Genomic DNA, 23,203 nt, shown 5'->3' with positions numbered 1-23,203 from the left:
CGACATCGCGTCAGATCGACGATTACACTCGGGACATGCCCAATCTCCGTCTCGCCCTGAGCCAGACCGACCCCTGGGTCGGTGACATCGCACGCAACGGCGATGAGGTGGTGCGCTGGACCAGGCAGGCCTTCGAGGCCGGCGCCCAGCTGGTCGCGTTTCCCGAGATGGCCCTGACCGGGTACCCGGTCGAGGACCTCGCCCTGCGCGGGTCGTTCGTCGAGGCGTCCCGGTCCGCGCTGGCCGGGCTGGCGGAGCGGCTGGCCGAGGAGGGGCTGGGCGGGCTGCCGGTGGTGGTCGGCTACCTCGGGCGCTCCGAGCACGCCTCGCCGCGGTTCGGCCGGCCGGCCGGCTCGCCGCAGAACTGCGCGGCGGTGCTGTACGGGGGCGAGGTGGTCACCCGCTTCGCCAAGCACCACCTGCCCAACTACGGCGTGTTCGACGAGTACCGCTGGTTCGTGCCCGGCGACCAGCTGCCGGTGCTGCGGCTGCACGGGGTGGACGTCGCCCTGGCGATCTGCGAGGACATCTGGCAGGACGGCGGCCGGGTCACGGCCGCCCGCGAGGCCGGGGCCGGCCTGCTGCTGGTGGTCAACGGCTCGCCGTACGAGCGGAACAAGGACGACGCCCGGCTGGACCTGGTCCGCCGCCGCGCCGCCGAGGCGGGCTGCCCGCTGGCCTACGTCAACATGGTGGGCGGCCAGGACGAGCTGGTCTTCGACGGCGACTCGATCGTGGTCGCCCCGGACGGCGCGGTGCTGGCCCGCTCCCCGCAGTTCGAGGAGCACCTGATGGTCCTCGACCTCGACCTGCCGGCCGCGAGCAGCGACCACACCGACGGCCTGCTGCTCGGCGACGGGCTGCACCTGGTCCGCACCGAGCTGGGCGGCGAGCCCCGGCCGGCGCCGGCCGAGCCGCTGACCGCCGAGGTGGCCCCCCGGATCTCGGACGAGGCGGAGATCTGGGCCGCGCTGGTCTCCGGCACCCGGGCGTACGTCACCAAGAACGGCTTCGCGTCCGTGCTGATCGGCCTCTCCGGCGGCATCGACTCGGCGCTGGTGGCGGCCATCGCGGTGGACGCGGTCGGCGCCGGCAACGTCCACTGCGTGTCGATGCCGAGCCGCTACTCCTCGCAGCACTCCAGGGACGACGCCGCCGAGCTGGCCCGCCGGACCGGGCTGCACTTCCGGACCGTGTCGATCGCCCCGATGTTCGACGCCTACCTGGCGGCCACCGAGCTGACCGGCCTGGCCGAGGAGAACCTGCAGTCCCGGCTGCGCGGCACGCTGCTGATGGCGATCTCCAACCAGGAGGGGCACCTGGTGCTCGCCCCCGGCAACAAGAGCGAGCTGGCGGTCGGCTACTCCACGCTGTACGGCGACTCGGTCGGCGCGTACGGGCCGATCAAGGACGTCTACAAGTCGTTGGTCTTCCGGCTCGCCCGCTGGCGCAACGAGGAGGCCGAGCGGCGCGGCGAGCAGCCGCCGATCCCGCAGAACACCATCGGCAAGCCGCCGTCCGCCGAGCTGCGGCCGGACCAGGTGGACACCGACTCGCTGCCGGACTACGACCTGCTGGACACCGTGCTCGACCTCTACGTCGAGGGCGACCAGGGCCGGGACGCCATCGTCGCGGCCGGTTTCGACCCGGCCGTGGTCGACCGGATCATCCGGTTGGTCGACACCGCCGAGTACAAGCGCCGGCAGTACCCGCCGGGCCCGAAGATCTCGGTCAAGGGCTTCGGCCGGGACCGCCGGCTGCCGATCACCAACCGCTGGCGCCGCGGCTGACCCGCGGTCGCCCCCGGCACCCGGGGGCGGCCGCGGTCGGTAGCGGTCAGTACCGGTAGTCGGCGGCGATCGCGAGGTGGTCGCTGCCGTCCTGCCCCAGGGTGCGGGAGTCGGTGGGCTTGAGGCCGCCCTTGCTCATGATCTGGTCGATCCGGGCCATCGGGAACGAGGCCGGCCAGCTGAAGCCGAAGCCGTCCCCCGCCGCGCCCTGGGCCGAGCGCATCTGCGAGGTGATCGGCGCCAGGCTGCGGTCGTTCATGGTGCCGTTGAGGTCGCCGAGCAGCAGGACCTTCTTCAGCGGCTCGGCCTCGATGGCGTCGCCGAGCGCCTGCGCGCTGGCGTCCCGCTGGTCGACGGTGAAGCCGCCCTCGGCCTTCAGCCGGACGGACGGCAGGTGCGCGACGTACACCGCCACCGGGCCCTGCGGGGTGGCGACCTGGGCGCGGAACGCCCTGGTCCAGCCCATCTTGATGTCCACCACGGACACCCCGCTGATCGGGTACTTCGACCAGAGGCCGACCGTGCCCTCCACCTCGTGGTACGGGTAGGCGTCGGCCAGTCCGCTCTCGTAGCCGCGCAGCGGCTTGCCGGCCAGCTCCTGGAGGGCGACGATCTGGGCGCCGGAGTCCTTCAGCAGCTGCACCGTGCGCTGCGGGTCGGTGTTGGCGGCGGCGACGTTGTGGCTGACCACCGTCCAGTCGCCGGCGCCGCCGCCCTTGTCGCTGAGCAGCCCGCCGAACAGGTTGAACCAGACCAGGGTGGGCGCCAGCAGCGCGATCAGCGCGGTGGCGGAGCGCCGCAGCAGGGCGGGCAGCAGCAGGACCGGGACGGCCAGGCCCAGCCAGGGCAGGAAGGTCTCCAGCAGGCTGCCGAGGTTGCCGACGGAGTTCGGGACCTCGGAGTGGAGGACCAGCAGGGCCGTGGTGAGCAGGGCGAGCACGGCGAGGACCAGGCCGCGCCGCCAGGTGGTGCTGCCGCGGTCGTCCCGGCCCCAGTGCCGCAGGCCCAGGAAGCCGCGGCCCGGGCGGGATCCCCCGGAGGCGCTCCCGGCGGTGGCCGGCCCGCTGCCGTCCTCCGCCGGTTCCGCCGCCCGGTCCGCCCTGTCCGCCTGTGCCATGCCGTGGCTCCCGTCGTTCGTGCCGTCTGCCGGTCCGATCCCGCGCCGCCCGGGTGGGCGGACGGCGTGCCGGACTGGTGCCGGTTTGATCGGATTCCCGGCTCAGCCTATGCCGGGACAGACGCGGGCTCCGGGGAGCGGGTTCCGGCGTGGCCGGGATTGGTGAGGCAGGCCACGCCGCAGGTCACAGTCCCGCTACAGGCCGCCTCCGGGGAGGTCCCGGACGGCCGGATGGGGAACCGGACCGAGCCCCTGGAGCAGGGCGTCGACCATCCGGGCGGCCAGCCCGGGGTCGTCCAGGTCGGAGTCGTCCCACAGGATGCTGCGGGCCAGGATCGGCCCCATCAGCAGGTCGCCGAGCAGGTCCTCGTCGAGGTCGGCCCGCAGCTCGCCCTGGAGGATGCCCCGGCGGATCAGCTCGTAGGCCGCCTGCCGGCGCGGCATGATCACCCGGTCGCGGTAGGCGGTGCGCAGCTCGGGCCAGCTGTGCATCTGGCCGAGGGCGGCCTTGAGCACCCAGCGGGAGCGCTTGGTGAGGCCGCGGATCCGCATGTACTCGATCATGGCGACCAGGTCGTCCCGGACGGAGCCGCCGGTCGGCTCGGGCACCGGGGCCTCCAGCCGGCTGACCATGTCCACCAGCAGGGCCTCCTTGTTGGGCCAGCGCCGGTAGATGGTGGCCTTGCCGACGCCGGCGGCGGTGGCGATGCCCTCGATGGTCAGTTCGGCCAGGGCCGTACCGCCCGCCATCAGCTCCTCGACCGCGGCGAAGATCGCCTGCTCGGCCGCCTCGCTGCGGGGGCGGCCCCGGCGCGGGCCGGGATAGGCCGCAACGACCGTGGTGTCCGTCTTCATCCCCGCTCTCTCCTCCTGGGTGCGCGCGGGCGCGCGGTGCCGTCCTCTTCGATTGTCGTCCGTGGTCCCGGCGCGGTGGAAGGCCGGCACGGACGGCGGCCCCGCCCTCCCGGTACACCCGGGGAGGCGGGGCCCCCTATTCTCACCCGTCGCGGTCGCCGGTCAGGCTCCTGCGGCCTCCGGCTCGCGGGCCGGTCCGGACAGATCGGGCTGCTGCTGCTCACCGGGCTTGGCCGCGCCGGGGGCGCCGGGCCCGCCGGCCGCGATCCGGCCGGGGAGCAGCAGCCAGGCCAGCAGGGCGCCGAGCGCGGTGATGCCGGCGGACAGGCCCGCCACCACGTGCATGGCGTTGATGAACGACTCGTTGGCCGGGCCGACCAGGCCGGCGCCCTGCGGGCCGAGCCGCCCGGCGACGGCCAGGGTGGCCTCCAGGGACTCGCCCGCCTTCTCCCGCAGCGCCTCGGTCGGCAGCTGGGCCAGCTTGTCCGACATGCCGTCCCGGTAGACGGTGGAGAGCACCGCGCCGAGCACGGCGACCCCGAGCGAACCGCCGACCTGGCGGAAGGTGTTGTTGATCGCCGATCCGGCACCGGCCTTCTCCCGCGGGAGCGAGGCCATGATGGCGACGGTGACCGGCGGCATCACGTGCGCCATGCCGGTGCCCATCAGCAGGCCGAGCACGACCAGCACCCAGATCGGCGTGGTGGCGTTCAGCAGCAGGTAGCCGAGGAAGCCGAGCGCGATCAGCACCATGCCGCCGGCGCAGGTGGCGCGGATGCCGAAGCGGTCGACCACCAGCCGGGCCCGGGGGGCGAACAGCAGTTGGGCGACGGCCAGCGGCAGCATCAGCACGCCGGCCTGCAGGGCGCTGTAGCCGCGCACGCTCTGGATGTAGAAGACGCCGAAGAAGGAGACGCCCATCAGCGCGAAGAAGACCACGCCGACGACGACCACGGAGGCGCTGAACACCTTGTTGCGGAACCAGGTGACGTCCAGCGCGGGGTGCGCGGTGCGGCGCTCGAACCAGACGAAGGCGACCAGTGCCAGCACGCCGATCAGCATCGGCACCCAGGCGCCGGCGGCGGTGAAGTCGGCGAGCTCGCCGCCCTTGATGATCCCGTAGATCAGCGCGACCAGGCCGATGATCGAGAGCAGCACGCCGATCGGGTCGAGCCGGCCCGGGTTGGGGTCCTTGGACTCGGGCACCAGCAGCACCATCATGACGACGGCGACGATCACGATCGGGACGTTGATCAGGAAGACCGAGCCCCACCAGAAGTGCTCGATCAGCAGGCCGCCGGTGATCGGGCCGATCGCGATGGCCAGGCCGACCGCGCCGGCCCAGATGCCGATCGCCTTGGGCTGCTCGGCGCGCTCGAAGACGTTCATGATGATGGCCAGCGTCGCGGGCATCGCGAGGGCGCCGCCGACGCCCATCAGGGCGCGGTAGCCGATGAGTTCGCCGGGTGAGGCGGCCAGCGCGGAGAGCAGCGAGGCGAGCCCGAAGACCACCATGCCGGCCAGCAGCGCGCGCTTGCGGCCGAAGCGGTCGCCGAGCAGGCCGGAGGTGAACAGCAGCCCGGCGAACACCAGGGTGTAGGAGTTGATCGACCATTCCAGGTCGCTCTGGCTGGCGCCGAGGCCGGTCGGCGCCGGGGAGGCGATGGTCTTCATCGCGACGTTGAGGATCGAGTTGTCGAGCACGACGACGAGCAGGGCGAGCACCAGGGTGCCCAGGATCGCCCAGCGGCGGCGGTGGATGGCTTCCGGCACACGGGGTGGCGCGGCTGCGGTGGTCATTGGAATTCCCGTCCGTGGTGGCGTGGCACTGGCGGGTCTGCACACGCCGCCTTTTCGAGTCGACGGCGTCTCGTAACCCCCTGGAGCAGCGTAGCTCGATTTTCGATACGAGACGACTCCGTTTCATAAAGTTTGGGCAAAGGCCCGGCCCCGGCGGGCGGTGTGCCACAGATCGCACCGGAGGGGATGCACCCCTCTTTGCGCCCGCGCGCAGGCGTGCAAGCATGGAGGTGATCCGGGGACGCCGCACGGCGCCACGAGACGACAACCCTTCAGGAGCCTGTTCGATGAACGCTTCTTCGCCTTCGCCTGCCCAGAACCAGGCGTCGACCGCCAGCCTCTACGGCGGGGTCACCAACCGCCGCGTCACCGTCCGCGACCTCGCCGCCGCCAAGCAGCGCGGCGAGAAGTGGTCGATGCTCACCGCCTACGACGCCCTGACCGCGGGCGTCTTCGACGAGGCCGGCACCCCGGTCCTGCTGGTCGGCGACTCCGCCGGCAACTGCCACCTCGGCTACGAGACCACCGTGCCGGTGACCATGGATCAGATGGTGATGCTCTCCGCCGCCGTCGTCCGCGGCACCAGGCGGGCGATGATCGTCGCCGACCTGCCGTTCGGGTCGTACCAGGAGTCGCCCGCCCAGGCCATGCACAACGCCGCCCGGCTGATGAAGGAGGCCGGGGTCGGCGCGGTCAAGCTGGAGGGCGGCGAGCGCAGCGCCCGCTCGATCGAGCTGCTGGTCGAGGCCGGCATCCCGGTGATGGCGCACATCGGCCTCACCCCGCAGTCCGTCCACGCCTTCGGCGGCTACCCCGTCCAGGGCCGCGGCGACGAGGCGGCGCACCAGCTGCTGCGCGACGCCAAGGCCGTCCAGCAGGCCGGCGCCTTCGCCGTCGTCCTGGAGGCCGTGCCCGCCGAGCTGGCCGCCCAGGTCACCGGGCAGCTGTCGGTCCCGACCGTCGGCATCGGCGCCGGGGTCGACTGCGACGCCCAGGTCCTGGTCTGGACCGACATGGCCGGGATGACCGCCGGCCGGGTGCCCAAGTTCGTCAAGCAGTACGCCAACCTGCGGGCCGTCCTCGGCGAGGCCGCCCGCGAGTTCGCCGCCGACGTCTCGGCCGGCACCTTCCCGGCGCCGGAGCACACCTTCCACTGACCGATCGGCACACCGGGGAGGGCCCCGCACCCGCCGGGTGCGGGGCCCTCCCCGCCTGCTGACAGCGCCGCGACAGTGTGATGACAGCGGGCTGTCACCGCCCGCCCGGGCCGGGGAGGCGGTGACAGCCCGCTGACAGCCGGGTCGGGCAGCCTGAGGGCATGACACGAATCGCCACCGCCCCGAACGACCGGGGACCCGCCGCTGGCAACGCCGTCGAGGTCCGCGGCATCGTCAAGCACTACGGCAGCACCAAGGCCCTCGACGGGGTCGACCTCACCGTCCGCGAGGGCACCGTCCTCGGCGTGCTCGGCCCCAACGGCGCCGGCAAGACCACGCTGGTCCGGATCCTGTCCACGCTGATCAAGCCCGACGCCGGCACCGCCTTCGTCGGCGGCTACGACGTCCTGCGCCAGCCCAAGCAGCTGCGCCGCACGATCGGCCTCACCGGCCAGTACGCCTCCGTCGACGAGATGCTCTCCGGCTACGAGAACCTCTACCTGATCGGCCGGCTCCTCGACCTGTCCCGCAAGGACGCCAAGGAGCGCGCCGCCGAGCTGCTGGAGCGCTTCTCGCTCACCGAGGCCGGCAAGCGCGTCGCCAAGACCTACTCCGGCGGCATGCGCCGCCGCCTCGACCTGGCCGCCAGCATGATCGGCCGCCCCCGGGTCCTCTACTTGGACGAGCCGACCACCGGCCTGGACCCGCGCACCCGCAACGAGGTCTGGGACGAGGTGCAGCGGATGGTCGCCGAGGGCTCCACCGTGCTGCTCACCACCCAGTACATGGAGGAGGCCGAGCAGCTCGCCCACGAGCTGACCGTGATCGACCGCGGCCGGGTCATCGCCTCCGGCGGGGTGGCCCAGCTCAAGGCCCAGGTCGGCGGCCGGACCCTGCAGGTCCGCCCGGCCGACGCGGCCGAGCTGCCCGAGATGGCCCGCTGCCTGCACGACACCGGCATCGGCGCCGCCACCTTCTCCGCCGACACCGGACTGCTCTCGGTGCCGATCACCGGCGACGAGCAGCTGACCGCCGTGGTCGGGGTGCTCGGCACCCGCGGCTTCGCGATCAGCGACATCGACACCCTGGTGCCCAGCCTCGACGAGGTCTTCCTCACCATCACCGGCAAGCCCGCGCCCGACGCGGCGCCCGCCCAGAGCCTCGCCAAGGAGCCCGTCGCATGACCACCGCCACGCTCAGCCCGGCCAAGGTGGAGGACTCCCGGATCGGGCTCTCCGGCCACCTGCGGCACGTCGGCGCGCTGACCCGCCGCAACCTGATGCGGATCAAGGCCGACCCGGAGTCGATGTTCGACGCCGTCCTGATGCCGGTCATCTTCATCGTGCTGTTCGTCTACGTCTTCGGCGGCGCGATCTCCGGCGGCCAGGACGCCTACAAGCAGTACCTGATCCCCGGCCTGCTCGGACAGACCGGGATCACCCTGGCGATGGCCGTCGGCACCGGCCTCAACAGCGACTTCCAGACCGGGGTGATGGACCGGTTCCGGACGCTGCCGATCGGCCGCTCCTCGGTGCTGCTCTCCAAGATCGGCGCGGAGACCTGCCGGTCCCTGGTCTCCTTCACCATCCTGATCGGGTTCTCCCTGATCCTCGGCTTCGAGGTGAAGACCGGCCCGCTGGAGGTGCTGGCCGCGGTCGGGCTCGCGCTGCTGTTCGGCATGTCGATCGTCTGGATCTCGATGCTGCTCGGCATGGCGATGAAGAGCGCGCAGGCCGTCCAGGGGGTGTCCATGCTCGTCCTGATGCCGATGCAGTTCGGCAGCTCGATCTTCGCGCCGACCGGCACCATGCCCGGCTGGCTGCAGTCCTTCACCAAGGTCAACCCGCTCTCGGCACTCGCCGACGCCTGCCGCGCCCTGCTCAACGGCGAGGGCGCGGTGGCCCACCCGGTGCTGATCGTGCTGGGCTGGTCGGTGGGCATCACGGCGGTCTTCGCGCCGCTCGCGGTGGCCCGCTTCCGCAAGCGGACCTGACGGTCCGCACCCCATGATCCGGCAGGCCGGCCGACCCCTGGGACGGGGGGTCAGCCGGCCTGCCAGTCGGCCACCATGTCGAGCAGCACACCGGCCTCGGTGATGGTCAGCACGGTGCCCTCGGCCCGGGCGGCCGCGAAGGCCTCCTCGCCGAGCAGGGCCCGCAGGCTCCGCTCGGACTCCTCGCGCTCGGTACGGTCCAGCCAGCCGCCCCGCGGGCCGTGCAGCCCCTGGTGCGCGCCGAGCAGCACGGCCGCCCGCCGGGCCGCCACCAGATCGCCGTCCCGCTCGGCGAACGCCCGCAGCACCCCGGCCACCGGGGGCACCAGCATCACCGACATCTGCTCGGCGAAACCGCTCGCGGGCTGCGGGACGGCCTGCAGCAGCCGCCGCCCCTCCCGGACCAGCTCGGCCCCGCTCTCCGGATCCCCGGCCCGGGCCATCACCCAGCCCCGGGTGACGGTGAGCATCCCGGCGACCAGACCGGGGGCGAAGGCGCCGATCCTGCTCCAGCCCAGCTGGTCCAACTGCTCCAGGGCCTCGTCGAACTCGCCGCGGTAGGCGTGCAGGCCGCAGAGCATCAGGTGCCCGAAGAGCAGCGCACCGTTGGACGCCTGGTTCTTCCCCGGCTCGATCGCGGCCAGTGCCTCCCGGATGTACCGCTCGCCCTCGTCGATGTCGCGGCCGAGCAGGGCACCGCCCAGGTGCACCCGCAGCATCGGCACCTCCTGCGGGGCGCCCAGCTCCTCGGCCAGCTCGATCGCCCGCTGGTACGACTCGACGGCCTCGTCGGTGAGGTCCTGGTTGGCCATCGACTCGCCGCGGGCCGCCAGCGCCTGGGACATCCCCCAGCGGTTGCCGGCCTGGCGGAACAGCTCCAGCGACTCCTCGCCGTCCCGCACGCCCTGCTCGGTGCCGCCCGGCCAGTCGTTCATCATCTTGGCCCGGATCTGCAGGATGAACGCCAGGTCGTTGCTGCTGCCGTGCCGACGGCAGCCCTCCACCGCGTCCTCCAGCAGGCCCTTCATCTCGTCCAGCCGACCGGCCACGAACGCCCCGAACACCCGCATCAGCCCGGGGAACCGGTAGGCCTGCGGCAGGTCCGGGGTGTAGACGTCCAGCATCCGCTGGGCGAGCCGCCCGGCGTCGGGATCGGCCAGGATCTCCAGATTGCCCTCGAACAGCCCGACCAGCCGGTACATCGCCATCTCCCGGCGGCCCTCGGCCACCACCCCCTCCGGCATCGGCAGGCCGTACGCCAGCACCGGGCGGTCCAGCGGGACGACCACCGCCTCCGGGGCGAACGGGTCGGGGCCGAACGCCGCCACCGCGTCGTACCAGCCGCGGGCCTCCAGGCTGTAGCCGCGCAGCGACCAGTACCAGCTCATGCCGAGCACGAGGGCCAGCCCCTCCTGCTCCTCGCCGCGGTCCACCACACGGCGCAGCGCGGCCCGGATGTTGTCCTGCTCGCGTTCCAGCACGTCCAGCCAGTGCAGCTGCTCCGGGCCGTGGATGCGCCGCTCGGCGCTCACCACCAGGGTGCGGAAGTGCTCGACGTGCCGGCGCTGGGTCCCGTCGTTCTCGACGGCCTCGGCCAGCCGCTCGGCGGCGTACTCGTGGATGGTCTCCAGCATCCGGTAGCGCGGCAGTCCGCCGCCGCCGAGGTCGGCCACCAGCAGCGACTTGTCGACCAGCGAGAGCAGCAGGTCGGCGACCTCCTCGCGGGGCACCTCGCGGTCGGCGCAGACCGCCTCGGCGTCCTCCAGCCGCCAGCCGCCGGCGAACACCGACAGCCGGCGCAGCACGGCCCGTTCGCGCTTGCCGAGGAGGTCCCAGCTCCAGTCGACCACCGCGCGCAGGGTCTGCTGGCGCGGCAACAGGGTGCGGCTGCCCGCGGTGAGCAGCGCGAAGCGGTCGTCCAGCCGGTCGGCGATCTGGCGGGCCGTCATCACCCGCAGCCGGGCGGCGGCCAGTTCGATGGCCAGCGGCAGGCCGTCCAGCCGGCGGCAGATCTCGGCGCAGGCCTCCGGCTCGCTCCGCGGGTCGAAGCCGGGGCGGGCGGCGGCGGCGCGCTCGGCGAGCAGCCGAAGCGCCACCGGGTCGGGCAGCGGCTCGACCGGCAGGACCGTCTCGCCGGGGACGCCGAGCGGCTCGCGGCTGGTGGCGAGCACGGTCAGGCCGGGGCACTCGGCGAGCAGCTGGTCGGCGAGGTCGGCGGCGGCCTGGATCAGGTGCTCGCAGTTGTCCAGGACGAGCAGCATCCGGCGGTGGCCGCAGTGCTCGACCAGTCGGCGCACCGGGTCCTCGGTGCGGCTCTCTATCACCTCGGCGACCATGCCGCCGGTGTGCAGCACGGTCTCGCGCAGGCCGAGCGCGGAGACCACCGCGCCCGGGACGGCCTCCGGGCTCTCCAGCGGGGCCAGCTCGGCCAGCCAGACGCCGTCCGGCCAGCGCCCGGCGCCCTGTTCGGCCCGGCCGGCCTCGATCGAGAGCCTGGTCTTGCCGGAGCCGCCCGGGCCGGTCAGGGTGACCATCCGGCTGCCGGTCAGGGTGCCGCGCAGGGCCGCGAGGTCGCTCTCCCGGCCGACGAAGCTGGTGAGCCGGCCGCGCAGGTTGCCGGCGCTCCGGGCGGCGGCAACCTGCGCGGCCGGCTCGGGCGCCGATGCCATGGCGGCTCCGACGGGGGCGGCGGGGACTGCTGAGCCTGCGGAACTTGCGGGACTTGCGGGGCCTGTCGGCTGGGAGGCGTCGGGCTGCGGCCGGCCCGGCGGCGGCTCGGCCGGGGACAGCAGCTGCGCGTACAGCTCCTGGAGACGGCGGCCCGGGTCGACGCCGAGCTCGTCGGCCAGCGCCCGCCTGGTCCGCTCGTAGTGGCGCAGCGCCTCGGCGGTGCGGCCGCTCTCGTTCAGCGCCCGGACCATCAGGTACTGCAACTGCTCGTCCAGCGGCTGCCGTTCGCACAGCTCGGCGAGCTCCGCGACGAGCTCGGCGGCCCGGCCGAGGCCGAGCTCGGCGGTGATCCGGTGCCGGCGGGCCTCCTCGCGCTGGGCCTCCAGCCGGGTGGCCGGCCCGCCGCGGTCGGGCAGGTCGGCGAGGGCTGGGCCGCGCCAGAGCGCCAGGGCCCGGCCCAGCCGCTCGGCGGCCGGCCCGTGGTCGCCGGTCTCCAGCGCCTCGCGGCCCTCGGCGGAGAGCCGCTGGAACTCGCCGAGGTCGGTCCGCGGATCGGTCAGCCAGTAGCCGGCCGGACCGGAGCCGACCGCGTCACGGCCGATGGTCCGCCGCAGCCGGCCGACCAGGGTCTGCAGCGCGGCCGAGGAGTCCTGTGGCGGCTCGGTGTCCCAGACCTCGTCCACCAACAGGTCGGCCGGCACCGGCCGCCCCTGCCGTAGGACCAGGGCGGCAAGGAGTGCGCGCAGCCGGGCACCGCCGAGCGGGACCGGGGTTCCGTCGTCGTGATGGGCCGTGGTGGTGCCGAGGATGCCGTAGTGCACCTGCCCATTCTGGTCGATGCCCGCGGGTGCGCACGCACATTTGCGCGGGGGTGGAACGGGGCCGGGGTGCCGTACGTTCACCCTGGACGGCTTGTCCCAGCGCCGGACCGCCCGGCATGATCGGTCCGGCCCGCACCCCAGACCCCCTCGGAGCACCCACGTCATGACCTTCGCCGCAACGCAGCGCTCGCGCAGCGAGGACCGCCGGATCAGCCCGGTGTTCTGGGTGCTGCTCGCGATACTCGCCACCTCCGGCTGGGCGGTGTACGCGGGGTACGGCAACGCCTCGTTCGGGGTGTTCCTGTTCGTGGTGGCGGGCTGGATGGTCTCGCTCTGCCTGCACGAGTACGCGCACGCCCGGACGGCGCTGCACGGCGGCGACCTCACCGTCGGCGCCAAGGGCTACCTGACGCTCAACCCGCTCAAGTACGCGAACGTCCTGCTCAGCTTCGTGCTGCCGATCGTCTTCGTGATCCTCGGCGGCATCGGCCTGCCCGGCGGTTCGGTCTGGATCGAGCGGCACCGGATCAACGGGCGGCTCAAGCACAGCCTGATCTCGGCGGCCGGCCCGCTGGTGAACCTGGTCTTCGCGGCCCTGCTGCTGATCCCGGTCGGCGCGGGCTGGCTGGACGACCCGTCCGTGCACGCCGTCTGGCGCGGCCAGGAGCTGATCGTCTCGCCGCTGGCACTGGCCCTGGGCTTCCTCGGCATGCTGCAGGTCAGCGCGGCCCTGCTGAACCTGCTCCCGGTGCCGGGGCTGGACGGCTACGGCATCATCGAGCCCTGGCTGTCGTACCGGGCCCGCCGCGCCGTCGAGCCGTTCACGCCGTACGGGATGCTGGCGGTCTTCGCGCTGCTGTGGCAGCCCGAGGTGAACCGGTTCTTCTTCGACACCGTGTACGGCCTGATGGGCCTGTTCGGGGTCGACGAGGCGTACGCGCTGTTCGGCCGGGAGCTCTTCACCTTCTGGAAGAGCTAGCGCCTCTCCTTCCGGAGAGCCGGCCCCGGTCCGGCCTGCCTGGCCGGGGCCGGCTCTCAGCCGCGTTCGGCGGCGGCCTTCGCCAGCTTGGCGCGGCGCAGGTTGAGCCAGAGCACGTTGCTCGCCACACCGGCCAGCGGGATCCAGATCAGGCCCACCCAGTCGCCCTGCACCAGGGCGACCACGGCGGCGGTCAGCGCGAGGACGACGACGATCAGGGCGAAGAGGGACGTGCGGGGCATGGCGGGGGGCTCCTCAGGGCGGGTGCGGTCGGCCCCCATTGTCGCCGACCTCACCGCCGGACCGGGTCCAGGGGTGAGGTCGGCGCGTCCGCGGGCCGGTGGGCGCGGGCCGCGCGGGCCGGTCAGACGTCCGTGATCCGCAGGCCCGCGTGCGCCTTGTAGCGGCGGTTGACCGAGATCAGGTTGGCGACCAGCGACTCCACCTGGTGGGCGTTGCGCAGCCGGCCCGCGAAGACGCCGCGCATCCCGGGGATCCGCCCGGCCAGCGCCTGGACGACGTCGGTGGCGGCGCGCTCCTCGCCGAGCACCATGACGTCGGTGTCGATCGACTCGACGGACTCGTCCTGGAGCAGCACCGCCGACAGGTGGTGGAAGGCCGCGGTGACCCGGGAGTCCGGCAGCAGGGCGGCCGCCTGCTGGGCGGCGCTGCCCTCCTCAGGGACCAGCGCGTAGGCGCCCTGCTTGTCGAAGCCCAGCGGGTTGACGCAGTCCACCACGATCTTGCCGGCCAGCTCCTCGCGCAGGGCGGAGAGCGTGGCGGCGTGCCCGTCCCACGGCACCGCGACGATCACGATGTCGCTGTCCCGCGCGGTGGCCGCGTTGTCGGCGCCGCGCACGCCGAGGCCGAGCTGGGCCGCCGAGGCCTCGGCCCGGGCCGCGTCGCGCGAACCGATGATCACCTGCTGGCCGGCCTTGGCCAGTCGGTAGGCCAGCCCGCGCCCCTGGTCTCCGGTGCCGCCGAGGACACCGACCACGAGCTGCGAGACGTCCGGCAGTTCGTGGGCCGGGTTTGTCGCTGATTCGAGGGAAGTCATGGGCCGATCCTGCCAAACGGCCGCCCCGCCGCGACATTCTGGGGCGCATGGACGCGGTGAGAGTTTCGGCACTCCGTGAGCACCTGGCGGGCACGGGCTGGTTGGAGGCGGTCGGCGGCTTCGCCGGGGCGCTGCGGCACTCGGTCACCCGGCGGGGCGCGGGCGGCCTGCTGCTGGTGGGCACCGAGGCGTACGAGCCCTGGCACCTGGCCGCCCACCTGGAGGACGAGGCCGCCTGGTCGGACGTCCCGCGGCTGGCCCCCACCCTGCTACGGCACCGGGTGCCCGAGCAGGCCCCGGAGCATCTGGCGCAGGGGCTGCGGCGGCTGAGCGGGGCCGGGCGCGGGGCGACCGTGCTGGTGGTGGCGCCGGCGGCGGCCGGGGAGGCGCTGCTGGAGCGGGTACAGGACGCCCGCCGGTCCGGCGCCACGGTGCTCGCCGTGGACGGCGGCGGGAGCGGGGACGGCTCCGGGACCGGCTCCGGTCCCGGTCTCGGCTTCGGCTTCGGCTTCGGCTTCGGCGACCTCGCGGGGCTCGCGCACGAGCGGCTGGCCGTCGGCACCGCGGAGGAGGAGCCGTTCGACCTCGCCCAGCACCTGGTGAGCGCCGCCGCCGGGCGGGCACCGGGGCGCCGCTCCGCGCTCGACCGGCTGGCCGACCTCGCCGGACGGCTCACCGCGGGGCCGGCGATCAGCCGCTGGTAGGCGGGCGGGCGGGGCCGCACCCCGGCGGGCGGCCCCGCGGAAAACCCGTTGCGGGAGCGGCCGCGGGCCGCCGAGGATGGTCCTCCGTGAACGAATCCGAACCAGCCCCGACCAGGGGACCGCGGGCGCTGCTGCGCTCCCTGCGCCCCGACCTGACCCCCTGGCACTCCTCACGGGACTTCCGGCTGCTGTGGCTCTCCGGGTGCGTCACCAGCCTGGGCAGCTTTCTCACCTACGTGGCCGTGCCGATGCAGATCAAGGAGCTGACCGGCTCGTCCTTCGCGGTCGGCCTGGTCGGCGCCTTCGAACTGGTGCCGCTGGTCGTCTTCGGCCTCTGGGGCGGCGCCCTCGCCGACGCGCTGGACCGCCGCAAGCTGGTGCTGTTCTCGGAGGCCGGCCTCGGTCTGCTCACCGGCCTGCTGCTGCTCAACGCGCTGCTGCCGACCCCGGTGCTGTGGCCGATCTACCTGGTGGCCGCGCTGGTCGCCGCCACCGACGGCCTGCAGCGCCCGGCGCTGGACTCGCTCACCCCGCGGATCGTCCCGCACGACCAGCTGACCGCCGCCTTCGCACTCAACTCCCTGTACCGGAACGCCGGTTCGGTGGCCGGACCGGCCCTGGCCGGGATCATCGTGGCCTTCGCCGGGGTGCAGACGGCGTACGCGCTGGACGTGCTGACCTTCGCCGCCTCGCTGCTGCTGCTCGCCCGGATGCGCGCGGTCCCGCCGCCCACCGGAGCCGAGAAGCCCTCGCTGCGGGCCGTCGTCGCCGGGGTCCGGTACGCCTGGAGCCGCAAGGACCTGCTGGGCACCTACGCCATCGACACCTGCGCGATGCTGTTCGCCTTCCCGGTGGCGATCTTCCCCTTCCTCGCCTCGGAGCTGCACGCCGACTGGGCGCTCGGCCCGATGTACGCCGCCTCCGCGGTCGGCGCGCTGGCCGTCTCGGCGACCAGCGGGTGGACCTCCGCCATCCACCGGCAGGGCCGGATGCTGGTGGTGGCCGCCCTCGGCTGGGGTGCGGCGATGACCCTCGCCGGGCTGTCCGGCAGCGTCTGGCTGGTGCTGTTCTGCCTGGCCCTGGCCGGCGGCGCCGACCAGATCAGCGGCATCGCCCGCTCCACCATGTGGAACCAGTCCATCCCCGACGAGGTCCGCGGGCGGATGGCCGGCGTGGAGCTGCTCAGCTACTCGCTCGGCCCCCAGCTCGGCCAGGTCCGGGCCGGCGGCATGGCCGGCCTGGTCGGCGTCCGCGCCTCGGTCTGGGCCGGCGGCGCGGCCTGCGTGGTCGGGGTCCTCGCCCTGGCCGCCGCCCTGCCCAGCCTGCTCTCCTACGACAGCCGGACCGACCCGAACGCGGTCGCCGTCCGCGCGGAGCACGAGCGGTCCGAGGCGCAGCGGGCGGCCGTCGGCTGACACCGGCCCGGCGGCCCGCCCGCTCGCCCGCTCACCCGCTCACCCGCTCACCCGCTGGCCGAAAGTAAGTGACAAGCAGCCCATTGGCCTATTACTCTCGCCTCTGTTCAGGTCTGTCGAACGGAGGGGTGGCCATGCTGGAGACCACGGCGGAGAACGTCGTACGCAGCTGGGTCGACGGGTGGATCGCGTCGCGGATGGCGGCGCCGCCCACGGTCGAGCCCTGGGGGTACACCGTCGACGTGGGCGTCGTCGGCCATGTCACCCGCCACGTCTTCGACGCCACCGGGGACGCCGTGCGGGAGGCCGACGTGCGCAAGGTGGCCGGCTCGGTGCGCGCCGGCGGGACGTGGCTCAAGATCTTCGCGGAGCCGGCGGTCATCACGCCCTGGCTCGGGCCCGGGTGGTGGATCGACGACGAGCCCGGCTACCTGATGACCGTCCCGCTGACCCCGGCGCCCGCCCACCGGCTGACCGCCCCCGACGGCTACCGCCTGCGCAGCTGGGTCCGCGGCGACGTCGTGCGCACCATGGTCGCCACCGCCGACGGCGCGCTGGCGGCCCGCGGCCAGATCGCCGTCGGCGGTGCGACCGCCGTCGTCGACCAGATCGAGACGTCCGCCGACCACCGCCGCAAGGGCCTCGGCAGCCTGGTCATGCGGGTGCTGGCGACCGCCGCGCACGAGCGGGGGGCCCAGACCGGCGTGCTGGCCGGCACCCCGGACGGGCACGCGCTGTACGCCTCGCTCGGCTGGCAGGTGCTCGCGCCGCTGACCAGCGCGAAGTACCTGGACCCGCAGGACCGCTGACGGCCTCTCGGTAGCCCGGCCCGCGCGGGCTACCGGGCCCGGGGGTCGGGCCGCCGCGACCGCGGGCCCTACTGCGGATCGTCACCGGCCGGGCGGTCGCTCCAGTTCGGGTCGTTGCGCCACTCCCGGTTGCGCTCGTCGGCGAGCGCCAGCGCGTGGGCGGCCTCCTCCCGGCTGGCGTAGGGGCCGAGGCGGTCCTTGGCGGGGCACTCCGGCCCCTCCTCGACCTTGGCGTGCTTGATGCAGTAGAACCACTCACCGGGCTTGCCGGTCGGCTTGCGGTGGAATCCCAGGGGCATGGCGCTGTCTCCCGTCGGTCGTCGTCGTGTTCGTACCGATGATTCCCCCGGCCGGGCCCCCGCGCACACCGCGGCGGCCGGGGCTGGCCCCGTGGGTTCGTGCGCCCGGCGGGAATCGTCGGACACGCTCTAGACTCGCGGCCATGGCTCTCGTACCCGGCATCCAGTCCCCCACCCGCAAGGTCCCGGCGCACATCGCCCGCCCCGAGTACGTCGGCCGGCCCGCACCGGCGCCGTACACCGGGCCCGAGGTGCAGACCGCCGAGACGATCGAGAAGATGCGGATCGCGAGCCGGATCGCCGCCCAGGCGATGGAGGAGGCCGCGAAGCTGATCGCCCCCGGTGTCACCACCGATGCGCTGGACGCCGTCGCGCACGAGTACATGTGCGACCACGACGCGTACCCGTCGGACCTGGGCTACCGCGGCTTCCCGAAGTCGGTCTGCACCTCGATCAACGAGGTGATCTGCCACGGGATCCCGGACTCGACCGTGCTCCAGGACGGCGACATCGTCAACATCGACGCCACCGCCTACATCCACGGGGTGCACGGCGACCTCAACGCCACCTACCTGTGCGGCGACGTGGACGAGGAGTCCAGGCTGCTGGTGGAGCGCACCCGGGAGTCGCTGAACCGGGCGATCAAGGCGGTCAAGCCGGGCCGGCAGGTCAATGTGATCGGCCGGGTCATCGAGTCCTACGCCAAGCGCTTCGGCTACGGCGTGGTGCGGGACTTCACCGGACACGGCATCAACACGTCGTTCCACTCCGGCCTGATCATCCCGCACTACGACAGCGAGCGGGCCACCGAGGTGATCAAGCCCGGGATGACCTTCACCATCGAGCCGATGCTGACCCTGGGCACCTACGACTACGAGATCTGGGCGGACGGCTGGACGGTCGTCACCAAGGACCGCAAGCGCACCGCGCAGTTCGAGCACACCCTGGTGGTGACCGCCGACGGCGCGGAGGTCCTCACCCTGCCGTAACGGCCACGGCCGCCGGGCCCGGCCCGGCGGCCGCACCGGCGCGGTCGGTGGGCCAGCGGGCCAGCGGGCCAGCGGGTCAGCCGATCAGCCACTGCTCCTCGGCGACCGCGCCCACCTCGGTACAGGCGTCGGTCAGCACGTCCAGCACGCGCAGCGGGTCCGGCAGCGGCTGCTCGGGCCCGCTCAGCCAGCGCACCTCGGAGCCGTCCGGCAGCGCGGCCGGCGGCAGCAGGGTGTACGAGCCGCGGCAGTGCCAGCGCAGCCCGGGGTGCTCGGACATGGTGTCCGGGGTGGAGTCCAGCGCACTCGGCCACCACTCGTCCTCGTCCACCGGGGTGCCCCGGGTGGCGGTGAAGAAGAGGTAGCGGTCCTCGCCGACCGCGGCCACCGGGCCCTCGACGCCCAGCGCGGTGAGCCGCGCCAGAGCCAGCCGGCCCGCCTCGGCCGGCACGTCCAGCACGTCGTGGGCGCGCCCGGTGGCGGTGATGAAGTTGGCCCGCGGATCCCGGGAGAGCCAGCGGGCGACCTGCTCGGGGTCGGTGGTGGCCTGGCTCTGCCAGGCGAAGGAGACCGGGTGCTGGGCGGGGGCCGGACACGCGACCCGGTCACAGGAGCACCGGTAGCCGGCCGGATGGGCCGCGGGCGCGAGCGGGAAGCCGGCGCGGACGGCGCCCAGCAGCTGATCGAGTCGGGCGGCCGGACTGTCCGTATCCGCCGACCGGGCCCGCTGGCGGTCACGCTTCTGCCACCAGGTCGTCCACCTACTGCCGGATTCCATCGGGCCCCTCTCCGCGCACTGCCGTGCCTGGTGTGACACAGCATTCGACGTACCACTCCGACGCAACGCACAGCGCCCCCCGCTGCTTCCCGGGGTGCTGCTCGGCCCTGCGGTCCGCGCCCTGCCGACCGGAGCCGGGGTTGCCGGACGGCCGACGCCGGGGTCACGGTACGGAGTCGCGGCAGCACGCAGGATGCGGCTCGGCGGGCGCGGCGACATGCGCCTCGCCCGGCCCGTACGGGCCCGCTGACCCGGGTGAACCCCGAGGGCGTAACAGGAAGGATAAGGGTGCGCGGCGCCTTCGGATGACCGGGGGCGGTGCCTCTCCGGTCACACTCCCGGCACCCGGTCCTCACAGAGCCTCCCCCTCGCGGTCCCCGGTCGCGACCTCGGCGGTCGGCCGGCCGCCCCGGGGTGAGACCCTGGTGGGGTGAAGAGCGCGGACACCGAATTCGTCGGCGGCCCCCTGGACGGCCGGATCCTGCCGATCCCGCTGGGGCCCATGTACGGCGTACCGAAGACCTACAAGGTGCCGGTCCCCGCGCACGGGGACGTTGCGGCGCGCACACTGGTGTACGTCCGGGCCAAGCAGCAGCGGGGCCTCCGCTGGTACTGGCACTACGAGTACGACGAGGCGGCCACCGCCCGCGCCTCCGGGTGACGGTCGCTCCCCCCGGGAGGACCGCGATGGCCAGGACCGCACGGCACCCCAGGACGCGGCCGCAGGCCGTGGCGCACCACAACCGGCAGGTGGCCGCGGTCACCGCCGGACTGCTCGTGGTGATCAGCGTCTACAGCGCGGCGCTCGGCGCCAACGGCTGGCTCTGGCTCGGCTGGGCGGTGCTGCTGCTCGCCTGCGTGACGCTGTTCGCCATCCGCCCCTGAGCAGCCGCACCGCCCGTTCCAGGCCCCCCTGGCCGGTCAGTCATCCTCGGCGAGGACCAGGTAGAGCTTCTTCCGCGCCTCGTTGAGGATGGCCAGGCCCTTGGCGCGCTGCGCCTCGGTGCCCGTCGTCATGACCTGCCGGATCGCCTGGTCGACCGCGCCGAGCGCCTGGCCGACCTCCTGGACGGCCTCCCAGTCGACCTCCCGGCCGGCCTCCGCCCACGGTTCGGCGTCCCCGGCCTCGGCCACCGCCCGACCGGCCTCGGTCAGCGAGTTCAGCCGCTTGCCGCCCACCTCCTCGGCGGTGATCAGGCCCTCCTCCTCCAGCAGTTGGAGGTTCGGGTAGATCGAGCCCGGACTGGGCCGCCAGGCCCCGCCGGTCCGCTCGGTGATCTCCGCGATCATCTCGTAGCCGTGCATAGGCCGCTCCTTGAGCAGCGCCAGCAGCGACGCCCGCACGTCCCCGCGCCGGGCCCGCCCGCCGCGCCGGCCGCGCGGACCGTGCCCGCGTCCGCCGTGCCCGCCGAAGCCCTGGCCGAACGGCCCGCCCATCGGCCGCCCGGGCGGCCCGAACGGCGGCCCGAAGGCCCCGAACGCCCCCCGGCTCTCAAACCCCTCCCCGGGGATCCCCCCGAACTCCGGACCCGTCCCACGACGCCTTCCGCCGCGCGGGCCCTCCTCTCGAAATCGCCTGGTCGAGCGCATCGCGCCCACCTCCTGCCATCTCCGCCGGCATGTCCGCCGACGTGTTCGTTCGGACAGTCACGTCACTGTCTCGATAACTCGACGATATATCGGTGACTGTCGCCCGTCAACGCCTACCGATACCGCTCGCTCTACGACGGCATGGTGCGGATCGTCGTCACCCCGACCTGGGCGAAGCTGATCGACTTCGAGACGACCCTCCCCAGCGCGGTCGAGGAGCTGGTCCGCCGACGCGCCGAGCGCGACGGCGCCTGAACCCGCCGGATCCGGACCCAGCCGCTACGGTGGCGGGCATGGCCGGTGAAAGAGACCTTGCGACCCTGCTGAGCAACATGCGCCCGGTGCTCAACCCGGGGAGGTACGTCTACTGCACCCTCCCCGCGAAGGTGCCCGCCGGGATGCGACCGGTGGTGACGGTCGCCGAGCCCGAGGGGGTGACGGTGGTGGTGGCACAGGAGGAGGCGGACGCACTCGGCCTGCGCTACGAGTACGTGGCGGCCTGGATCACCCTGCAGATCCACTCGGCGCTGGAGGCCGTCGGCCTGACCGCCGCCGTGGCGACCCGGCTCGCGGAGGAGGGGATCAGCTGCAACGTCGTGGCCGGGTTCCACCACGACCACCTGTTCGTCGGCGCCGACGACGCCGACCGGGCACTCGGCGCCCTGGCCGGGCTGTCGGCCCGGTCCGCCTGACCGGGTGCACCGAGTGGCCGCTCCCCCCGACGGCTCCGACACTGGGAAGCACTGAGCGCCCACCCCGGTCGGTCAGCCCCCACCGAAAGGAAGACGGCCCCATGGCGGTCTGCGACGTCTGTCACAACGACTACTGGCTGGCCTTCGAGATCAAGACCATCACCGGTGACACGTACACCTTCGACAGCTTCGAATGCGCGATGGAGAAGCTCGCGCCGCGCTGCGAGCAGTGCCAGGTCCGGATCGTCGGCCACGGCGTCGAGGTCTCCGGCCGCTTCTTCTGCTGCGCCAACTGCGCCCGCCTCAACGGCGGCCTCGGCGACCAGATCCGCGACGCGGTAGGCGCCCACCCGGCCTGACCGGCCGGGTGGGGCGGCTCACAGCACCCGAGAGTGCCCCCAAGAGCCGTCCTGGTCAGGACCCGTCCGGTCCGCAGGCCGCCAGGTACTCGTCGATCGCCTTGCCGATCGCGGCACCGAGGCCGACCGGGACGGCGTTCCCGATCTGTCGCGCGATCTGGATCTTCGACCCGTGCCACTTGAAGTCCTCGGGGAACCCCTGGATCAAGGCCGCCTCGAAGTGGGTGATCGGCCGGTCGGCCTCGGGGTGCAGGTAGCGCCCCTTCTCCGGCTTGTAGAACTCGGTGCGGATGGTCACCGAGGGCCGGTCCGCGTGCAGCCTCCCCATCACGTCGCCGGAGCCGTTGTTGTGGCGGTCCCAGCTCTCGGTCGAGAGCGGCATCTCCTGCCCGTCGATCCAGGCCGTCTTACCCCGAAGGTTCTTGCGGTTGCCACCGGCCTTGATAGCGGCGTAGCGGGCCAGCGAGAGAGGTCGCGGCACCCGCCCGATGTGAAGCTCGGCGGTCGTGTACGGCCCCGGAACGCCATCCTCGGAGACGGGGCGGTCGGGGAGGTCGAGACCGTCGACGGTCTTCGGGACGTGATCGAAGACCTCCTCCTGAACCGTCCGCCACACGGGCCTGCCGGTGAGGTCGGCCGCTCGGACATGCGTGGGCTCGGGATGGCTCAACGGGCGCCGGCTGGGGTGGCGCCCGATCACGTCCTTGCGGGTGCCGATGACGATGGTCCGACGCCGCGCCTGGGGAACCCCGTAGTCGGCGGCGTTGAGCACCGCGGGAACGATCTCGTAGTCCGCGAGCCGGTCGTCGTGGAGGGCGTTCTGCAGATCCTCGAATTGCGGAGACCGCATGAACCGGTCGACGTTCTCGATGATGAAGATCCTCGGCCGGACCTGCCCGACCACCCGTACGTACTCCTTCCACAGGAGGTTCCGCGGGTCGTCGGGGTCCTCCTTGCCCAGACCGGAGAAGCCCTGACAGGGCGGACCGCCGACGATCACGTCCGCGTTCAGGACGTCCTCGGGCGGAGTCCACCCGGTGATGTCCACATTGGCGACGTGACCGCCGAAGTTGGCGGCGTAGGTCGCCGCCGCCGCGTCGTCGGACTCCACCGCGGCGATACTGCGAAACGGACTGCGCTTCGCGCCCTTCGGCCGGTACCGCTTGGTGAGGCCTGCGGTGAATCCTCCCGCACCGGAGAACAGGTCCACCACGGTGAGCTCCCGGGGGGACTCGTCGTGGTGGGTGGGATCAGAGTCACGGATGGGCATGGTGTCGGATTCTACTTCGTGATCAGGGCGGACGGCCCCGCCGGACGAATGTCGTGGTG

23 protein-coding genes and 1 pseudogene are annotated in these 23,203 nt (G+C 73.3%); 14 read left to right on the top strand and 10 right to left on the bottom strand.

All coding sequences use genetic code 11. The features are described 5' to 3' along the window. The first annotated feature begins 35 nt into the window (after nucleotides 1-35). Entirely contained in the window at nucleotides 36-1,790 is a 1,755-nt protein-coding gene (locus tag ACIGZJ_RS01510; RefSeq protein ID WP_396455398.1) for an NAD+ synthase, read from the top strand. Nucleotides 1,791-1,836: 46 nt separating this feature from the next. Here the strand turns inward: ACIGZJ_RS01510 and ACIGZJ_RS01505 are convergent, their stop codons facing one another. The 3 genes from ACIGZJ_RS01505 to ACIGZJ_RS01495 all read right to left on the bottom strand — a co-directional run bounded on the left by ACIGZJ_RS01505 (nucleotide 1,837) and on the right by ACIGZJ_RS01495 (nucleotide 5,562). Further along, a complete protein-coding gene (locus tag ACIGZJ_RS01505) occupies nucleotides 1,837-2,907 on the bottom strand; it encodes an endonuclease/exonuclease/phosphatase family protein (protein ID WP_396455397.1) in 1,071 nt (356 codons plus the stop codon). A gap of 195 nt (nucleotides 2,908-3,102) precedes the next feature. Beyond that, on the bottom strand, nucleotides 3,103-3,762 hold the full coding sequence (locus ACIGZJ_RS01500) for a TetR/AcrR family transcriptional regulator (RefSeq protein ID WP_392927501.1): 660 nt from the start codon (nucleotides 3,760-3,762) through the stop codon (nucleotides 3,103-3,105). A 162-nt stretch (nucleotides 3,763-3,924) separates the two neighbouring features. Continuing rightward, nucleotides 3,925-5,562 carry an MFS transporter gene (locus tag ACIGZJ_RS01495; protein WP_396455396.1) on the bottom strand — a complete coding sequence of 546 codons (1,638 nt, stop codon included), beginning with the start codon at nucleotides 5,560-5,562 and terminating at the stop codon, nucleotides 3,925-3,927. Between the two features lie 287 nt (nucleotides 5,563-5,849). Between ACIGZJ_RS01495 and panB the strand changes: the two genes are divergently transcribed. From panB to ACIGZJ_RS01480, 3 genes are all read left to right on the top strand, one after another. Further along, nucleotides 5,850-6,719 (top strand): 3-methyl-2-oxobutanoate hydroxymethyltransferase, encoded by an 870-nt coding sequence (gene panB, locus ACIGZJ_RS01490; RefSeq protein WP_396455395.1) that lies wholly within the window; start codon nucleotides 5,850-5,852, stop codon nucleotides 6,717-6,719. A gap of 161 nt (nucleotides 6,720-6,880) precedes the next feature. Beyond that, the gene (locus ACIGZJ_RS01485) at nucleotides 6,881-7,903 is read left to right on the top strand and encodes an ATP-binding cassette domain-containing protein (RefSeq protein ID WP_396455394.1); all 1,023 of its coding nucleotides are present in this window, start codon (nucleotides 6,881-6,883) and stop codon (nucleotides 7,901-7,903) included. Further along, nucleotides 7,900-8,712 carry an ABC transporter permease gene (locus tag ACIGZJ_RS01480; protein WP_392927491.1) on the top strand — a complete coding sequence of 271 codons (813 nt, stop codon included), beginning with the start codon at nucleotides 7,900-7,902 and terminating at the stop codon, nucleotides 8,710-8,712. Before ACIGZJ_RS01485 ends, ACIGZJ_RS01480 begins: the two co-directional genes overlap by 4 nt. A gap of 50 nt (nucleotides 8,713-8,762) precedes the next feature. Here ACIGZJ_RS01480 and ACIGZJ_RS01475 read toward each other — a convergent pair whose 3' ends face one another. Further along, nucleotides 8,763-12,203, bottom strand: a complete 3,441-nt coding sequence (locus ACIGZJ_RS01475) for an ATP-binding protein (RefSeq protein WP_396455393.1) — start codon at nucleotides 12,201-12,203, stop codon at nucleotides 8,763-8,765. Nucleotides 12,204-12,366: 163 nt separating this feature from the next. Here ACIGZJ_RS01475 and ACIGZJ_RS01470 point away from each other — a divergent pair, with 163 nt between their 5' ends. Further along, a complete protein-coding gene (locus tag ACIGZJ_RS01470; protein ID WP_396455392.1) occupies nucleotides 12,367-13,182 on the top strand; it encodes a site-2 protease family protein in 816 nt (271 codons plus the stop codon). Nucleotides 13,183-13,238: 56 nt separating this feature from the next. Here ACIGZJ_RS01470 and ACIGZJ_RS01465 read toward each other — a convergent pair whose 3' ends face one another. Both ACIGZJ_RS01465 and npdG read right to left on the bottom strand, forming a co-directional pair. After that, nucleotides 13,239-13,424: a hypothetical protein gene (locus ACIGZJ_RS01465; protein ID WP_396455391.1), complete on the bottom strand. Its 186-nt coding sequence runs from the start codon at nucleotides 13,422-13,424 to the stop codon at nucleotides 13,239-13,241. A gap of 122 nt (nucleotides 13,425-13,546) precedes the next feature. Further along, the gene (gene npdG / locus ACIGZJ_RS01460; RefSeq protein ID WP_396455390.1) at nucleotides 13,547-14,239 is read right to left on the bottom strand and encodes an NADPH-dependent F420 reductase; all 693 of its coding nucleotides are present in this window, start codon (nucleotides 14,237-14,239) and stop codon (nucleotides 13,547-13,549) included. Nucleotides 14,240-14,286: 47 nt separating this feature from the next. Here npdG and ACIGZJ_RS01455 point away from each other — a divergent pair, with 47 nt between their 5' ends. The 3 genes from ACIGZJ_RS01455 to ACIGZJ_RS01445 all read left to right on the top strand — a co-directional run bounded on the left by ACIGZJ_RS01455 (nucleotide 14,287) and on the right by ACIGZJ_RS01445 (nucleotide 17,167). Then, a complete protein-coding gene (locus tag ACIGZJ_RS01455; protein WP_396455389.1) occupies nucleotides 14,287-14,943 on the top strand; it encodes a hypothetical protein in 657 nt (218 codons plus the stop codon). Between the two features lie 86 nt (nucleotides 14,944-15,029). Further along, nucleotides 15,030-16,358, top strand: coding sequence for an MFS transporter (locus tag ACIGZJ_RS01450; protein ID WP_396455388.1), 1,329 nt, complete (start codon nucleotides 15,030-15,032; stop codon nucleotides 16,356-16,358). 134 nt (nucleotides 16,359-16,492) lie between these two features. Continuing rightward, nucleotides 16,493-17,167: a GNAT family N-acetyltransferase gene (locus ACIGZJ_RS01445; protein ID WP_396455387.1), complete on the top strand. Its 675-nt coding sequence runs from the start codon at nucleotides 16,493-16,495 to the stop codon at nucleotides 17,165-17,167. A gap of 68 nt (nucleotides 17,168-17,235) precedes the next feature. Here ACIGZJ_RS01445 and ACIGZJ_RS01440 read toward each other — a convergent pair whose 3' ends face one another. Beyond that, nucleotides 17,236-17,466, bottom strand: a complete 231-nt coding sequence (locus ACIGZJ_RS01440; protein ID WP_396455386.1) for a hypothetical protein — start codon at nucleotides 17,464-17,466, stop codon at nucleotides 17,236-17,238. Between the two features lie 143 nt (nucleotides 17,467-17,609). Here ACIGZJ_RS01440 and map point away from each other — a divergent pair, with 143 nt between their 5' ends. Beyond that, on the top strand, nucleotides 17,610-18,455 hold the full coding sequence (gene map, locus ACIGZJ_RS01435; protein WP_392927473.1) for a type I methionyl aminopeptidase: 846 nt from the start codon (nucleotides 17,610-17,612) through the stop codon (nucleotides 18,453-18,455). Nucleotides 18,456-18,531: 76 nt separating this feature from the next. Here map and ACIGZJ_RS01430 read toward each other — a convergent pair whose 3' ends face one another. Beyond that, on the bottom strand, nucleotides 18,532-19,233 hold the full coding sequence (locus ACIGZJ_RS01430) for a bifunctional DNA primase/polymerase (protein WP_392927472.1): 702 nt from the start codon (nucleotides 19,231-19,233) through the stop codon (nucleotides 18,532-18,534). Between the two features lie 430 nt (nucleotides 19,234-19,663). Here ACIGZJ_RS01430 and ACIGZJ_RS01425 point away from each other — a divergent pair, with 430 nt between their 5' ends. Together ACIGZJ_RS01425 and ACIGZJ_RS01420 are read left to right on the top strand one after the other, a co-directional pair. Beyond that, complete coding sequence (locus ACIGZJ_RS01425; protein ID WP_392927470.1) at nucleotides 19,664-19,894, top strand: hypothetical protein; 231 nt, start codon at nucleotides 19,664-19,666, stop codon at nucleotides 19,892-19,894. Nucleotides 19,895-19,920: 26 nt separating this feature from the next. Further along, complete coding sequence (locus ACIGZJ_RS01420) at nucleotides 19,921-20,118, top strand: hypothetical protein (protein WP_396455385.1); 198 nt, start codon at nucleotides 19,921-19,923, stop codon at nucleotides 20,116-20,118. Nucleotides 20,119-20,154: 36 nt separating this feature from the next. On the opposite strand, the gene ACIGZJ_RS01415 is transcribed toward ACIGZJ_RS01420, so the two are convergent. Next, complete coding sequence (locus tag ACIGZJ_RS01415) at nucleotides 20,155-20,670, bottom strand: PadR family transcriptional regulator (protein WP_392927465.1); 516 nt, start codon at nucleotides 20,668-20,670, stop codon at nucleotides 20,155-20,157. Nucleotides 20,671-20,946: 276 nt separating this feature from the next. Here ACIGZJ_RS01415 and ACIGZJ_RS01410 point away from each other — a divergent pair. The 3 genes and pseudogenes from ACIGZJ_RS01410 to ACIGZJ_RS01400 all read left to right on the top strand — a co-directional run. Next, a pseudogene (locus ACIGZJ_RS01410) lies at nucleotides 20,947-21,078 on the top strand (pyridoxamine 5-phosphate oxidase); the annotation flags it as partial. Nucleotides 21,079-21,116: 38 nt separating this feature from the next. Then, on the top strand, nucleotides 21,117-21,515 hold the full coding sequence (locus ACIGZJ_RS01405; protein ID WP_396455384.1) for an ACT domain-containing protein: 399 nt from the start codon (nucleotides 21,117-21,119) through the stop codon (nucleotides 21,513-21,515). A gap of 101 nt (nucleotides 21,516-21,616) precedes the next feature. Next, entirely contained in the window at nucleotides 21,617-21,874 is a 258-nt protein-coding gene (locus ACIGZJ_RS01400) for a Prokaryotic metallothionein (RefSeq protein WP_387940175.1), read from the top strand. Nucleotides 21,875-21,929: 55 nt separating this feature from the next. Here ACIGZJ_RS01400 and ACIGZJ_RS01395 read toward each other — a convergent pair whose 3' ends face one another. Further along, on the bottom strand, nucleotides 21,930-23,144 hold the full coding sequence (locus ACIGZJ_RS01395; RefSeq protein ID WP_396455383.1) for a DNA cytosine methyltransferase: 1,215 nt from the start codon (nucleotides 23,142-23,144) through the stop codon (nucleotides 21,930-21,932). Between the last annotated feature and the right edge of the window lie 59 nt (nucleotides 23,145-23,203).

It is taken from the genome of Kitasatospora sp. NPDC052868, from assembly GCF_044547105.1.
GTDB lineage: Bacteria > Actinomycetota > Actinomycetes > Streptomycetales > Streptomycetaceae > Kitasatospora.
The sequence above is the reverse complement of the archived record's forward strand: the minus strand, read 5'-3'. Positions and strand labels throughout refer to the sequence as shown.

Excerpts from the sequence above, each read along its gene's own strand:
- ACIGZJ_RS01405 (WP_396455384.1), top strand. The coding sequence starts at position 21,117 with ATGGCCGGTGAAAGAGACCTTGCGACCCTGCTGAGCAACATGCGCCCG.
- ACIGZJ_RS01430 (WP_392927472.1), bottom strand. The coding sequence starts at position 19,233 with ATGGAATCCGGCAGTAGGTGGACGACCTGGTGGCAGAAGCGTGACCGC.
- ACIGZJ_RS01495 (WP_396455396.1), bottom strand. The coding sequence starts at position 5,562 with ATGACCACCGCAGCCGCGCCACCCCGTGTGCCGGAAGCCATCCACCGC.
- ACIGZJ_RS01485 (WP_396455394.1), top strand. The coding sequence starts at position 6,881 with ATGACACGAATCGCCACCGCCCCGAACGACCGGGGACCCGCCGCTGGC.
- ACIGZJ_RS01480 (WP_392927491.1), top strand. The coding sequence starts at position 7,900 with ATGACCACCGCCACGCTCAGCCCGGCCAAGGTGGAGGACTCCCGGATC.
- ACIGZJ_RS01505 (WP_396455397.1), bottom strand. The coding sequence starts at position 2,907 with ATGGCACAGGCGGACAGGGCGGACCGGGCGGCGGAACCGGCGGAGGAC.
- ACIGZJ_RS01445 (WP_396455387.1), top strand. The coding sequence starts at position 16,493 with ATGCTGGAGACCACGGCGGAGAACGTCGTACGCAGCTGGGTCGACGGG.
- map (WP_392927473.1), top strand. The coding sequence starts at position 17,610 with ATGGCTCTCGTACCCGGCATCCAGTCCCCCACCCGCAAGGTCCCGGCG.
- ACIGZJ_RS01395 (WP_396455383.1), bottom strand. The coding sequence starts at position 23,144 with ATGCCCATCCGTGACTCTGATCCCACCCACCACGACGAGTCCCCCCGG.
- ACIGZJ_RS01440 (WP_396455386.1), bottom strand. The coding sequence starts at position 17,466 with ATGCCCCTGGGATTCCACCGCAAGCCGACCGGCAAGCCCGGTGAGTGG.
- ACIGZJ_RS01470 (WP_396455392.1), top strand. The coding sequence starts at position 12,367 with ATGACCTTCGCCGCAACGCAGCGCTCGCGCAGCGAGGACCGCCGGATC.
- ACIGZJ_RS01415 (WP_392927465.1), bottom strand. The coding sequence starts at position 20,670 with ATGGGCGGGCCGTTCGGCCAGGGCTTCGGCGGGCACGGCGGACGCGGG.
- ACIGZJ_RS01455 (WP_396455389.1), top strand. The coding sequence starts at position 14,287 with ATGGACGCGGTGAGAGTTTCGGCACTCCGTGAGCACCTGGCGGGCACG.
- ACIGZJ_RS01465 (WP_396455391.1), bottom strand. The coding sequence starts at position 13,424 with ATGCCCCGCACGTCCCTCTTCGCCCTGATCGTCGTCGTCCTCGCGCTG.
- ACIGZJ_RS01500 (WP_392927501.1), bottom strand. The coding sequence starts at position 3,762 with ATGAAGACGGACACCACGGTCGTTGCGGCCTATCCCGGCCCGCGCCGG.
- panB (WP_396455395.1), top strand. The coding sequence starts at position 5,850 with ATGAACGCTTCTTCGCCTTCGCCTGCCCAGAACCAGGCGTCGACCGCC.
- ACIGZJ_RS01420 (WP_396455385.1), top strand. The coding sequence starts at position 19,921 with ATGGCCAGGACCGCACGGCACCCCAGGACGCGGCCGCAGGCCGTGGCG.
- npdG (WP_396455390.1), bottom strand. The coding sequence starts at position 14,239 with ATGACTTCCCTCGAATCAGCGACAAACCCGGCCCACGAACTGCCGGAC.
- ACIGZJ_RS01400 (WP_387940175.1), top strand. The coding sequence starts at position 21,617 with ATGGCGGTCTGCGACGTCTGTCACAACGACTACTGGCTGGCCTTCGAG.
- ACIGZJ_RS01510 (WP_396455398.1), top strand. The coding sequence starts at position 36 with ATGCCCAATCTCCGTCTCGCCCTGAGCCAGACCGACCCCTGGGTCGGT.